At 56.2% G+C, this 13407-nt stretch carries 13 protein-coding genes; 3 read left to right on the forward strand and 10 right to left on the reverse strand.

Features of this window, described 5'->3' with window-relative positions; genetic code table 11:
* Positions 1-52: 52 nt before the first annotated feature.
* The 9 genes from ACZ46D_RS06550 to ACZ46D_RS06590 form a co-directional block, all read right to left on the reverse strand.
* A complete protein-coding gene (locus ACZ46D_RS06550; RefSeq protein WP_464929229.1) occupies positions 53-1090 on the reverse strand; it encodes an aminoglycoside phosphotransferase family protein in 1038 nt (345 codons plus the stop codon).
* Position 1091: 1 nt separating this feature from the next.
* Entirely contained in the window at positions 1092-1991 is a 900-nt protein-coding gene (locus ACZ46D_RS06555; RefSeq protein WP_464929230.1) for a sugar phosphate nucleotidyltransferase, read from the reverse strand.
* A gap of 213 nt (positions 1992-2204) precedes the next feature.
* Positions 2205-3041 (reverse strand): LpxI family protein, encoded by an 837-nt coding sequence (locus tag ACZ46D_RS06560; RefSeq protein ID WP_464929231.1) that lies wholly within the window; start codon positions 3039-3041, stop codon positions 2205-2207.
* A complete protein-coding gene (gene lpxA / locus ACZ46D_RS06565; protein ID WP_464929232.1) occupies positions 3028-3831 on the reverse strand; it encodes an acyl-ACP--UDP-N-acetylglucosamine O-acyltransferase in 804 nt (267 codons plus the stop codon). The genes ACZ46D_RS06560 and lpxA overlap by 14 nt, the downstream gene beginning before the upstream one ends.
* 65 nt (positions 3832-3896) lie before the next feature.
* A complete protein-coding gene (fabZ, locus tag ACZ46D_RS06570; RefSeq protein WP_464929233.1) occupies positions 3897-4343 on the reverse strand; it encodes a 3-hydroxyacyl-ACP dehydratase FabZ in 447 nt (148 codons plus the stop codon).
* Positions 4344-4415: 72 nt separating this feature from the next.
* The gene (gene lpxD, locus ACZ46D_RS06575) at positions 4416-5489 is read right to left on the reverse strand and encodes a UDP-3-O-(3-hydroxymyristoyl)glucosamine N-acyltransferase (protein WP_464929234.1); all 1074 of its coding nucleotides are present in this window, start codon (positions 5487-5489) and stop codon (positions 4416-4418) included.
* A gap of 157 nt (positions 5490-5646) precedes the next feature.
* On the reverse strand, positions 5647-5931 hold the full coding sequence (locus tag ACZ46D_RS06580; protein ID WP_307633312.1) for an integration host factor subunit alpha: 285 nt from the start codon (positions 5929-5931) through the stop codon (positions 5647-5649).
* A 50-nt stretch (positions 5932-5981) separates the two neighbouring features.
* The gene (eno, locus tag ACZ46D_RS06585) at positions 5982-7274 is read right to left on the reverse strand and encodes a phosphopyruvate hydratase (RefSeq protein ID WP_464929235.1); all 1293 of its coding nucleotides are present in this window, start codon (positions 7272-7274) and stop codon (positions 5982-5984) included.
* Positions 7275-7324: 50 nt separating this feature from the next.
* Positions 7325-8536 (reverse strand): type II secretion system F family protein, encoded by a 1212-nt coding sequence (locus ACZ46D_RS06590; RefSeq protein ID WP_464929236.1) that lies wholly within the window; start codon positions 8534-8536, stop codon positions 7325-7327.
* A 317-nt stretch (positions 8537-8853) separates the two neighbouring features.
* Here ACZ46D_RS06590 and ACZ46D_RS06595 point away from each other — a divergent pair, with 317 nt between their 5' ends.
* Positions 8854-9120, forward strand: coding sequence for a PxxKW family cysteine-rich protein (locus ACZ46D_RS06595; RefSeq protein WP_464926662.1), 267 nt, complete (start codon positions 8854-8856; stop codon positions 9118-9120).
* A gap of 75 nt (positions 9121-9195) precedes the next feature.
* Here ACZ46D_RS06595 and ACZ46D_RS06600 read toward each other — a convergent pair whose 3' ends face one another.
* A complete protein-coding gene (locus tag ACZ46D_RS06600; protein WP_464926663.1) occupies positions 9196-9720 on the reverse strand; it encodes a hypothetical protein in 525 nt (174 codons plus the stop codon).
* A 338-nt stretch (positions 9721-10058) separates the two neighbouring features.
* Between ACZ46D_RS06600 and ACZ46D_RS06605 the strand changes: the two genes are divergently transcribed.
* Together ACZ46D_RS06605 and ACZ46D_RS06610 are read left to right on the forward strand one after the other, a co-directional pair.
* Positions 10059-10856, forward strand: a complete 798-nt coding sequence (locus ACZ46D_RS06605; protein ID WP_464929261.1) for an AAA family ATPase — start codon at positions 10059-10061, stop codon at positions 10854-10856.
* A gap of 7 nt (positions 10857-10863) precedes the next feature.
* Complete coding sequence (locus ACZ46D_RS06610; RefSeq protein ID WP_464926664.1) at positions 10864-13209, forward strand: nitric oxide reductase activation protein NorD; 2346 nt, start codon at positions 10864-10866, stop codon at positions 13207-13209.
* Positions 13210-13407 lie beyond the last annotated feature (198 nt).

Here is a 13407-nt window from a genome sequence, read left to right on the forward strand (position 1 = left end):
ATCGTCATTTACGCTACTACCGTTGACCACAGCACAAGCGGCACTGCGCTTTTCAAACGACGGCTTCCAGAAAATTTCTTACCTGCTCCACCAAAGAGCGTAAAGAAGGGAAATCCCGCCCCTGCGGCGCAGCCAGATGTTCGTGAAGATTGGTGGCGGCGGGTTTGATGAACTGCCGAAAAAATTGTTTCCCCCGGTTTTTCGAAAGAAAGGCAAAAGCTCCCAGAATCTGCAGGTTGCGCTGCAGAGCCATGTAGTAATATCCCTCAATAAATCGTCCCCGGTCAAGGGGAATGTGAGAGGCGAGGGCATCCAGATAACAACCAAGGAGGGCCTGCTGCCGATCTAAGGACAAACCGGCATAGGGATCGATGAGCAGGGAGGCGGGATCATACCCCAACGGCCCCATTCTGGCACCCTGAAAATCAATAATTCTGATTTTTCCCTCACATACCATGAGGTTGCGCGACTGAAAATCCCGGTGCAAAATGAAATCGGCGGGTTCCTGCATGGCCCGTTCCGCCAGAAAAATAAACTCCTGACCAAGCCCTTGGGGCAAATCGCTCATCCCAAAAAAATCCTCGCACAGGGCCTTTTGAAAATAACCGGACTCCCTGGCCAGCATGAGTTCGCGGTCATACCGGGGGGTATCCCAGCACCAGCCCGACTGAAAGCCATGGCGCGTTTCGGTCTGCAAATGGGCCAGGACGGCCAGGGCCTGACGGTAGTAGGACTCCACCTCCGGCGCCTCCGCCCCCTGCTGAAGAACCAGATCATGGAGTTTGGTGTCGCCTAAATCCTCGCAGAGAATAAGACCGCAGTCCTCGGCAAAACCGTAGATCCGCGGCACCGCTGCCCCACATCTGAAAAAATGCTGCCCTATTAAATAAGCGGCTCGGGCCTCGGCCATGCCTTGGGGTTGGCTGGCGCTGGGCAAGATCGCCAACAGGGAAAGGCCACCCACGGCAAGCCGGTAAAACTGCCGGTCAGAGCCATCCCCTGCCATCCTGTCCGCCACCTCAATCTCCGAGGGAAACCCCTGCGCGGCCAACAGCTTGGCCAGGGCCTGCCTGTGTTGGTCCGTAAACACCTTAATCCCCCTCCATGATGATCCTGTCGGTCACGACACTGCCGGGGGCAACCCTGGCTCCATCCCAGACCACAACCCGGGTAAGGCTCGCCCCCTCACCGATGGTCGCCCCATGTCCGATGGCGACCCAGTCCTGAAACGAGACCCCTGCTCCGAGCGCCACGTCTTTTGCGAGATAAAAAGGGCTGGCCCCGCACCCAGAGGAAAATCCAGGCAGCCTTCCCTGCAGCAAAATATCCGCGTGGAGCTGCAGATAATCCGCCGGGGTGCCCATATCGGTCCAGAAATGGTCCGCGACCACCAAGGCCTGGATCGTGCCCCCGTTTGTGAGCAAGGCAGTATAACAATCGATGATGTTATAAAAAAGGCCCTCTGGGATCAGCGAAAGAACCGCCGGATTGATGACCTGCACCCCGGTGAAGGCCAGAAGCCGCTCACCCTTCCCCGCTGGGCCGGAAAAACCTTGGATCCGACCCTGGCCATTGACCCGGACATTGTTGAAACGTGGGCAATCGTGCAGCACCATGGTCACATCCGCGCCGGAGGCGCAATGGCTCCGATAGATCGCGGCCAGGTCAAGATCGTGGACGATATCGCCATTGACCGCGAGAAAGGGGGGCTCGCCAAAATGACTTTGCGCCAGACGCAGGCCGCCCCCGGTTCCCAATTCCATTTCTTCCATCTGGACATGGACATCCCCTTGCCCGTGGAGCATGGCCCTGATCTGCTCCCGGAGATGGTGGGCATTGACCACGATCCCCTCGGCCCCACTCCGGCGGAGCTGGGTCAGGGTATGGGTCAGGAGGGGGGTGTCAAGCACCGGAAACAGGGGTTTGGGGCGTTTCAGGGAATAGGGCCGCAGACGTGTTCCGAGGCCGGCGGCCAGAACCATGGCTTTCATGAGTGGTATCTTCCTGATGACTGAGTACAGGTAACGAAAAAATTACAGCAAGCAACTGCTCAGCAGCGCCGCTTCGCTGCTGCCACAGATGCGCACCCCTGCGGGGCATAAACTCCAGAGGTCTGCAAAGTGTGCTGTTGCACATGAGCAGGCCGATGGCAGCTAAGCGAGCACGCGAAACTGCGAAGCAGATGTGGCGCTGCTGAACAGTTACTACAACGACAGGGTTCCGTCCGCCAACTCCTCCACCCCGACCACGACAATCCCGGCCCGGTTCGCCATGTCGATCACGGCTTCCCGGTCAAAGAGCAGGGCCTGGCCGGTTTCCACCGCCAGGACAGCGGCCTTGACCGCAGACATGGTCTCGATGGTTTTTCCGCCGATGGCCGGCAGGTCGAAACGGAAATCCTGCTTGGGCTTTTTCACCTTGACCACCACGCCCTTCTCTTTACCCAGGGTGCCGCCCCGGGTAATGGCGGCATCTGTGCCTTCGATGGCCTCCACCGCCAGCACGGTGCGGTCCCGGACCACAACGCACTGCCCGATATCAAGGGCGCCGATGGCTCTGGCTGTCTGCCAGCCGAAGCGGATGTCCTCCATCTGTTCGGCCGTAGGCTTTTTCTTGGTAAGCACTCCTTTGGGAAAAAGCAGGTCCTTGAGGTAGAGGGTGGATTCCAGAACATGGATACCCTCTTTTTCCAAGGCGTCGGCCACCGCCCGCAGGATCGCATCATCCTGCCGGATGTCTATTTTATTCCACAGGGTCAGCCCCTTGAGGTCCGGCCAGACATCCTTGAAAATCCTGGTTTTGGTGATATCGCCCAGGAAAACGGTTTCCGTAACGCCATGCTCCCGGAAAAAACTTATGATCCGCCCTAGCTGGCCGAGCTTTACCCAGCAAAACCGGTCGGCAATGCTTTCGAGTTCGGGCCAGGACTCCCCCTGGTGCGCGACGATCACCACCTCGCGCCCTGCTTTCTTGGCAGCCTCGGCAAAGAGTTTGGGGAATTGACCGCCGCCGGCGATGATGCCGATGCTATTCTTCGTCATCACCGGCCATGCGCACCGCCCCACGTTTCGAGGTGGCAAAAAAATTCACCAGCTTGGCAACCGGCGCACAGTCGGGAATCTCCTCCAGGGTCTTAGCGAGCGCCTCCTGGAGCAGCAATTCCGGACTGCGAAAAATAATCTTGTAGGCCTGCCCCAGTTTCTTGATCTCATCCGCGGTAAAGCCCGACCGACGCAGGCCAATCCGGTTAATGCCGGTCACCCGCATCTGGTTGCGAATCCCGGCCATGATCACATAGGGAGGCACATCCTTGCTGAGTCCGGACATGCCGCCAATATAGGCATACTCGCCGATCCGAACAAACTGGTGCACGGCGGTAAGTCCACCGATGATCACCCGGTCGGCGACCTCGACATGCCCGCCCAAGGTGGCGGCGTTGGCCATGATGACGTGATCCCCGACCACGCAGTCATGGGCGATATGGGTGTAGGCCATCAGCAGGTTGCCGCTGCCCACCGTGGTCACCCCATGGCCGCCCGGGGTGCCGCGGTGGATGGAAACATACTCCCGGATCTGATTATCATCGCCGATAACCAACCGGGTGGGCTCGTTATTGTATTTCAAATCCTGGGGCGGCCCACCGATATTAGCGAAGGAGCCGATGGTGTTGCGGGCGCCGATGGTGGTCAAACCGGTGACCACGGCATGGGGGCAGATCACACAATCAGGGCCGATCACCACCCCTTTCTCGATAACGGCATAGGGGCCGACAGTGGTGGAGGCATCAACCTTGGCCTCGGGATCAATAACTGCAGTAGGATGTATGTTCATTGCACCTTCGCTTGGATTTGGTTAGGTGGGGCATCAACAACGGGATAAAGGGGTACACAGACGGCTCAGGCAAAGGTGGCCATGAGTTCGGCTTCGGCCACGAGCTTGCCGTCGACAAAGGCCTTGCCCTCCATCTTCCAGAACCTGGCTTTGCGTTTGGTCACCGAGAGCTCGTAATACAGCTGGTCTCCGGGCACAACCTTTTGCCGAAATTTCACGCCCTCAAGACCGGCAAAATAGACGAGTTTGTTGGCAACCGCCTCGGGATCGGTGACATAGGCAAGAATCGCCCCGACCTGGGCCATGCCCTCAAGGATCAAGACCCCAGGCATGACAGGCTGCGAGGGGAAATGGCCCTGAAAAAAATTCTCATTCATGGTCACGTTCTTGTATCCCCGGATGGACTCGCCGAGATGCATCTCAACAATGCGATCCACCATGAGAAAGGGATACCTGTGCGGTAAAATCTTCAGGATTTCCAGAATATCAAGCTGTTGCAGATCAGAATTCATGCCACCTCTCCTCTCTTTTTACGAAGCCAACCACTGCCAGACCATTTTATTTCCAGCAATCAGACCGATGGGTTACTCATTGTTGCCAGGGCTATCATCTTGGCCCGGGGTCATGGCCCGGGACAGCTCGGCCACCTTCCGCCGCAGCTCCCGCAGTTCCCGCACCATTTCCGGAAGCTTGGCATAGGCGGCGCTGGCGCGCAGCCAGGTTTTATGGGAAATGGCCGGAATACCGGCCACGATGGCGCCGGGCTCCAGGTTGCTATGCACCCCTGACTTGGCCGCAATCATTGCCCGGTCCCCGAGATGGATATGCCCGGCAAGACCGACCTGCCCGCCGAGAATCACATTGTTGCCGGTGGTAACACTGCCGGCCATGCCCACCTGGGCGACAAGCAAGGCGTCCTCGCCGATGACCACATTATGGCCAAGCTGCACGAGGTTATCGATCTTCGTTCCCCGTTTGATCCAGGTTTTACCGAAGGTGGCCCGATCAATACAGGTATTGGCGCCGATCTCCACATCATCATCAATCTGAACCATGCCAACCTGCGGCCGTTTGACGTGGTGCCCGTTTCCGTCGGTGGCGTAGCCAAAGCCGTCGCTGCCGATCACCGCCCCGCTGTGGATGATAACCCTGTTCCCGATCTGACAGTGGTGCCCAATCGTCACATTGGCATACAGCACCACATCGTCGCCAATGACGGCATCATCGTACACCACCACCCCCGGATGCAGGGTGACCCGCTGCCCCAGCCGGACCCGGTTGCCAAGAGAGACCAACGGACCGATGGCAACCTCGGCAGGGATATGACAAGCCCGGCCGACAACCGACCGGGCATCAATGCCAGTGGCAACAAACGGCTCCTCGACAAACAGGGAATGGATGCGGGCCACGGCCAGATAGGGGTTCTTGACCCGAATCGCCGGAGTACTGATCTCGGTGACCGAGGCCGGCACAATGATCGCCGAAGCCTTGCATTCGTCAAGCCGGGCCCCGCGTTTCAAATCGGCAACAAAGGTTATCTCGCCCTCAACAGCGTTATCAAAATCGGCAACGCCGCCAATGAGCACCTCGGGATCGCCAACCAGCTCCCCCTGGACCAGGGCGGCCAGTTCCACAAGACGTTTCTTCTCCCAAGCCATATCCTCTCCCTCTCTCTGCCGGTTAAATGCAGCAAAGCATTCCGAGACATAGAAAAAAAGTAAAAAAAAAGACGGGTTGCCTCCTTGCTGCCAAGGGAAACACAACCCGTCTTGATAAACGTGTCAGCGTCGAAAATGCACAACCCCGTAAAGGCCGCTATTCTCCGTTAATCCTGGAACGCAGAAGTCCGGACGGTTTGAAGGTCACAACCTTCCGGGCATCCAGAATCAGTTCATCACCGGTCTGGGGATTTCTCCCGCGCCGGGCATTTTTCTTTTTCACATTGAACTTGCCAAAACCACTGATCAATAGATCCTCACCGGTATTCAGGCATTTTTTGGCAATGCGCAGAAAAGCCTCCACGGCCTCGGCAGCCTGGGCCTTGGTGAAATTGTGATTTTGATATACCTTTTGAACAAGATCCGCTTTTGTCAGGGTCATGGAGCCCCCTCCTTTATTGACTCACAACATGTTCAACCAACTGATAATTGTCAAGAAATATATTTCAAGGCACCTTTGCCGGCATACCTGCCCGCAGCACCAAGCTCATCCTCAATCCGCAGCAACTGGTTGTATTTGGCGACCCGGTCGGTCCGGGAAGGGGCGCCGGTCTTGATCTGGCCGGTGTTCAAAGCCACGCTGAGATCGGCGATGGTTGTGTCCTCGGTTTCGCCGGAACGATGGGAGATGATCGAGGTATATCCAGCACGATGGGCCATCTCCACGGCATCGAGGGTTTCCGTGACCGTGCCGATCTGATTGAGCTTGATCAAGATGGAGTTGGCCACCTCCTCTTTAATGCCCTTGGCCAGAATCTTGGTATTGGTGACAAAGATATCGTCCCCGACCAGCTGCACCTTGCCCCCCAGCTTCTTGGTCAGCTTGGCCCAACCCGCCCAGTCGGCCTCGGCCAATCCGTCTTCAATGGAGACCAGGGGATATTTTTTCACCCAACCCTCATAAAAGGCGATCAGCTCATCCGCCGTTTTGTTGGCCTTTTTCTCTGCGGCGAGCACATAGCATTTTTTCTTCGGGTCATAGAGCTCGCTTGCCGCCACATCGAGAGCGATAAAAATATCCTTGCCCGGCTTGTAACCAGCCTTGACAATCGCCTCCAGCAGGAACTCCATGGCCTCCTCGTTGGAGCGGAGATTGGGGGCAAAGCCGCCCTCGTCACCAACGGCGGTCTGGAGTCCGGCCTTTTTCAGCACCGCCTTGAGGCTGTGGAAGGTTTCCACCCCCATGCGCAGGGCCTCGGAAAAGGAGCTGGCCCCGGCAGGCATGACCATGAATTCCTGGATATCCACATTGTTGTCGGCATGCGCCCCGCCGTTTAAAACATTCATCATCGGTACGGGCAGCACCTTACCATTCACCCCGCCAAGATAGGTATAGAGCGGCAGGCCGACCTCCTCGGCGGAAGCCTTGGCCACGGCCATGGAAACCCCGAGGATAGCATTGGCGCCAAGATTCTTCTTGTATTCGGTGCCGTCCAGCAACAGCATGGCCTGATCGACAATCACCTGCTGGGTGGAATCAAGGCCGATGATGCCCGGGCCGATCTTCTCGTTCACATTGGCCACCGCAGTGAGCACCCCTTTGCCGAGATACCGTTTTTTCTTCGTATCGCGAAGCTCCAAGGCCTCGCGGGTGCCGGTGGAGGCGCCGGATGGCACCAGAGCCCGACCGACTACGCCGGAATCGAGAAACACCTCAACCTCAACGGTGGGGTTACCCCGTGAATCCAAAACCTCTCTTCCCAACACACCGATAATCTCGCCCATCTCTTCCTCCGAATCAGATTAAAAAACCAATACAGGATGCGTCCTGAAAATCAACCACCAATTGCTCCGGCCATACTGAAGATGGGCAGGTACATGGCAATAACCAACCCCCCGATCATGCCGCCCAGAAAAACCATCATCAACGGTTCGATCGCCGCGGTCAGATTTTCCACGGCCTGATCAACCTCTTCATCATAAAAATCCGCAATCTTGGTCAACATGATGTCAAGGGCGCCGGTGGCTTCACCGACATTGATCATCTGCACCACCATGCCGGGAAACACCCCTGTCTCTTCCAGGGGTTCGGCAATGGCCCGCCCTTCGCTGATGCTGTCCGTCACCCTGAACACCGCCATCTCAATGATCTTGTTCCCTGCGGTTCTTGCCACAACATTAAGGGCCTCCAGAATCGGTACCCCGCTTTGCAGCATGGTGCCAAGAGTCCGGGTGAACTTGGCCACCGCCACTCTCCGCACAAGAGTGCCAACAATGGGCATATTCAGCATCATTCTGTCCATCTGAATACGGCCCTTCTCTGTTTTGTATATCTTTTTCACCAAAAAAATCGCACCGAAGATCGCCCCGATGATAAAAAGAAAATTCTTTTGCGCAAACGCACTCATATCAACAACCATCTGGGTCGGAACCGGCAGGGCGCCGCCAAAATCCGCGAACATCCTCTCAAAGACCGGCACCACAAAAACAAGCATCACCGCCATAACCACAAAAGAGATGCAGATACAAATAATGGGATAGGTCATGGCGCCTTTCACCTTCTTCTTGAGCGCCATGTTTTTTTCCATGAAGGCCGCCAGTCGGTTCAAAATGGTATCCAAAATACCGCCAATCTCGCCAGCCTCCACCATGTTACAGTACAGAGTGTCAAAGCAGGTGGGATGTTTTTTCATGGCATCGGCAAAGGTGGTGCCGGTCTCCACATCCGTTCTGATTGTCCGCAACACCTTCTTGAAAGACGGATTTTCCACCTGTTCCCCTAAAATCTCCAGGCTTTGCACCAGCGGCAACCCTGCATCGATCATGGTGGACAACTGGCGGGTAAAGATAACCACATCCTTGCCGGTTATTTTCGGCTTTAAGAATTCAATATTTTCAAACATGTCCTTGGGGGCTTCTTTCAACACGGACACCGTTATCCGCATCTTTTTCAGATGCGCTTGCGCCATGGCTTCGTTGGGCATTTCTATCTTGCCCTTGCGCTTTTCCCCATAGGAGTTGACGCCCTTCCAGACATAAAACGGCATATCCCATTCCTCTCTTGCTGAAATTAAACCGGCATTTCTATCTTATATCTTAAGATTTTCCCAAAAACAATAGATAGATAGCGTTTATTTATGCCTGAAAATCTCGCATCGACCATAATTTTTACCGAAAGAGAACCTCTTCAGGTCGCATGCCCTTCTTCTTTTTTTATTGACACGGCAGGCGGGATAATTTAAATAAGCTGATTCTTTATTGAGATGTTGCGCCGAATTGCGGCGGCTTCCTGAGTACCCAAACAAACAGCACCCGATCAGGGGATGAAGCAACTCCCGACCTGGGTTTCATTCGGAGGATGACAATGGCAAAAGCGGCTCCCAAGGATATGACCAGCAAATATACCACCGGCCAGTTTCAGCAGATCATCGACAAATGTGAGGGTTGCGAGCGCACGATTGAGGTCGAGGCCGTGAAATATTGCGTCACCTACACCATGCCCGAAGCCAAATGGCGTCTGGGGATTTGCAATTTTGCAACCCATGTGAAGCCCGAGATCAGCGTGTCCACCCTCAAGATCAACCCCTTGAAGGCATCCAAACGCGCCGCCACCAAAGGCAAGAAAAAATAATCCTCCCTTCTTTGTAGAACATCAAAAGCCCTTCCGAATCCGGAAGGGCTTTTTTTTTGAGCAGGCACGGGACAATTACAAAATCGCCTTGGGATACAGGGCGCTCAACAGCTTCTCGTCCTCCTTGATCTCCTTGAATCTCTCGTAGGCCTCCTGGAAATGGGCGGGCCTTTCCGCACTCCCCGCCACCATCGCGGCAGCCTGGGCCAGAAGCTCCTCCGAAAAGTCATACACCGCTTGCAAAACCTTATCGACCACCATCTCCGGCGTCTTCTCATAGGGAGGGACCGCCTTGGTGATCGCAATGACCGCCTGCGACACCGTGGGCTCGGTAACGCACCTGAAAAGATCGGGGACATCATAGATATCAGCAGCGCCCAACATTTTCTCGATGGCGCTACCGCTCAACGAATGGAGCAGCCCGCGAACCCGCGCCGGATTTCCTTCCCCATCCGGAGCCATGAACAGCTTGATATATGGCGTGATTTCATGGGGGGTCAGGGCCCCTTTCCGAAAAGCGGATTCAAGCCAGCGTAGCTGCATTTCCGGACTTCTCGCCACAAATGGCAGGTATTTTTCATACCATTTCCGTTTTTTCACCACTGCGCATCCCCTGCTCCTGTGACCGTGCTTCCCCGTCCTTCGCCCACTCGAAAGAACCAGCTTCCCGTTTCATTGACCATGAACCACCATGACCGTATTTCCCATTCCTTACCCCCACCGGCGACCACCGGCAAGTTATTTTGTCCTGGCCCTCCATTATATTAAAACCGCGACAACCGGCGATGACAATCCTTGTTGCGATGTAACCCTTTGATTTTATGTTGCGGACCGGCAACTTTTTTCCTTTTTTACGAGTCCGTCACATTTTCATTTGCCCCGAGCACAAACCGTTCTTACTCTTCTTCTATCAAGGAGGGAAAAAACAGGTGAAAAACATCGCCATTACCGAAGACGTTCTCACAGAAAAACCATTCTATCTGGAGCAGGCGGATGAACTGCTCATTGCCAGAACCGCTTATAACAATCAGCTGCCGATCCTGTTAAAAGGCCCAACCGGCTGCGGTAAGACCCGGTTCATGCAGCGGTTGGCCTGGGAACTCGCTCGCCCGCTCATCACCGTGTCCTGCCATGACGATCTTTCCACCAGCGACCTGATCGGCCGCTTTCTCATCAAAGGCGGCGAAGCGGTCTGGATGGATGGCCCTCTCACCACGGCGGTCCGGGCCGGAGCCATCTGTTATCTTGACGAAATCGTTGAGGCCAGAAAGGACACCACCGTGGTTATCCATCCCCTGGCCGATGACCGCAGGGAGCTGCCCATTGAAAAACTGGGGGAAACCCTGACCGCCCCGCCCGAATTCATGCTGGCCATCTCCTACAATCCTGGCTACCAGAGTGTTCTCAAGGATCTCAAGCAGTCCACCCGCCAGCGTTTCGTTTCCTTTGAATTCAACTACCCCCCGGCCGAACTGGAGACCAGCATTGTCCGGGAGGAATCCGGCATCGAACAACCGATTGCGGAAAAACTTGTCCGGCTGGCCGCCATGACCCGGAGCCTGAAAGACTCAGGGTTACAGGAAGGGGCAAGCACCCGGCTGCTGATCCATGCCGGCAAACTCATCAAGAGCGGAATCCCCCCGCGCACTGCCTGCAAAGCCGCGATCACGGAGACCCTGACCGATGACCATGAAATGCTGGCCGCCCTCGAGGAAATGACCAGCTCCCTCTTTTAAAACGCAGGTGATCCCCCTGGACCCACGCGAACTCAAAACCAGGTTTGCCCAGGCTGTCCTGCCGGACATTCTCAACGACTGGGAAATCGAAGAGATAACCGAACCGTTGCAGGGCTTGCCCGATGCGGCGCTGAACGAAATCTTCCGCCAGATTACGGCAATCTGGCCGGTGAGCCATGCCCTGTGCAATAATTTCCTCCATGCGGTTGCAAAGGGGCTTACCTGCCTGCACCACTCCCAACTTGGTGATTGGGTCAAGGCCATCCTGGCGGCCTATGAATCCGGGGGGCTCCACCAGGCCAGGCAACTCCTGGAGCGGGTGGAGGAAACCTTTCTCTGCCCGATCCGGGGCGAGAAAGGCATCAGCCTCGCCGAGATCAGCGCCAGATTGCAACCCTATGCCACCGGACTTGCCGAACACCCGCTGGAGCTGAGCACCGGCCAGGAGATCTACACGGACACCGCGGCAATCTATCTTCCCCCCAGAATTGCCATCTTTCCCAAACGGGCAGACAATTTCCTGCTCTACAAACTCATCATCTCCTTCCAATGGGCCTTTTCCGCCATCGGCACTTTTTCGCTCCATCTCCCTGAGGACTCCCCGGCGATTACCGCCGCGACAAAACAGTATCACACCATCTTGCCCCCAGAATTCACAGGCCCCAGCGTTTTCTTCAACCTCTTCCCAAAACCCTCCCTTGCGGCCGATCTTTTCCACCTTGGCGAAACAGCCCGGGCCACCTCCTTTCTCAAAAAAAGGCTTCCGGGCCTCATGCGGGAAAGCATCCCGCTCTTCCAGGCCCTTTACCGGACCATCCCTCTGGACGCACAGGGCTCCACCCGAGACCTGCAAAGGAGCATCCTCCTCCATGCCGAACAGAACTCAACAGAAGAGCCTCCCGCGACCACGCCCGTAATCGGCCTTTTTAACGCCTTATTTCAAGATGACGCCACCAACCATGACTCTGCCTGTTTTGTAGCGGAGGCCTATGACTGGTTCCGTGACCGGACCGAAGAACCTTGCCCGCCCATAATCTTCCAGGGAGTGTTGCGTCCGGCCGAGGTGTTGGCGGTCCAGCGGAAGAAAAGAGCGGCGGCCAAGGAACAATTCATCGCAGCGCTCGCCGCCGTCATCAAAGCGCATGCCGCCCCGGATGCCCCCCCCGAAAAAGAAAGCCACGAAGCCCAAAGCGCGAATCTTCCTGAACTTGATGGCCAGACTGCGATGATTATCTCGCCCGACGGGGCCGGGAAAGAGCAGCGGAATGCGGAAAAAACACAAGAAAAAACCCTTGAATTCATCACCATCGACGACAGCCGGATCGACCTGCCGGACACACTCAAAAAACTGGCCCGGGAGATCGTCGAGGATCTCGGCCAGGTTCCATCCCAGTATATCTCCAGCGCCAGGCAGTCTGCGGGCAAGGCACTGGCCCAGGGAAGCGCGCCAGCGCCCCAGGAGGGCGAGGCTCTTATCGGGACCAACCTCTTTATCTATGACGAGTGGGACTACCGACGCTCGGGCTTCCGCAAAAACTGGTGCTCGCTTGCCATCAAGAAAATCATCCCGGTCACGGGCGCCTTTGTCGGCAACACCTTGGCCAAATACCGCGGCCACCTGGCCCGGCTCAAACGGCAGTTCGAAATGATGCGCAATCAGGAACGCTTTATCCGCCGGCAAAAAGATGGGGACGAAATCGATCTCGACGCCCTCATCGAAACCCTAGCCGATATCAAGGCCGGTCTTTCCCCCTCAGAGGAACTCTTTATCCGGCTGGCCCGGGATAAACGCAACATCAGCGCCCTCTTTCTCGTCGACATGTCCTCCTCCACCGAGGGGTGGATCAACACGGCCATCAAGGAATCCCTGATCCTCCTGTGTGAAGCCCTTGAGGTTCTTGGCGACACCTACGGCATCTACGGCTTTTCCGGCATGCGCCGCACGCGCTCCGAGCTGTTTCAGATCAAGGACCTTGGCGAACCTTACAACGATGAGGTGAAGGGGAGGATTGCCGCCATCGCCCCTCAGGAATACACGCGAATGGGGCCTCCCATCCGGCATCTGACCCGACTCCTGGCCGAAAGCGATGCCAGAATCAGGCTGCTCATCACCCTGTCCGACGGCAAGCCCGAGGATTATGACGACTACAAGGGGGATTATGCCATCGAAGATACCCGCCATGCCCTGATTGAGGCCAAGGCCCAGGGGGTGCATCCGTTCTGCATCACCATTGACAAGCAGGCCCACGCCTACCTCCCCCACATGTACGGGGAGGTGAATTATATCTGCATCGACGAGGTCAAAAAACTCCCCAACCGCATTCCCGAGATCTATCGGGGGCTCACCTCCTGATCCCTACAAAAAAATCCGGCCCGGAAATATCCGGGCCGGATTTTTTCATCTTTCTGCCCCCAGAAAACAGGGGTTATGAAAACAACTGTAAAAAACTGAGGCAGCCGCCCCCGGATTTTTGGGGGCTATCCCCGGCCTGACTCGCACACCCCCCGACTCCCGTCAATACAGCCACACACATCAGCACGGTGACGATTT

The organism is Thiovibrio sp. Mzg5 (genome assembly GCF_055379285.1).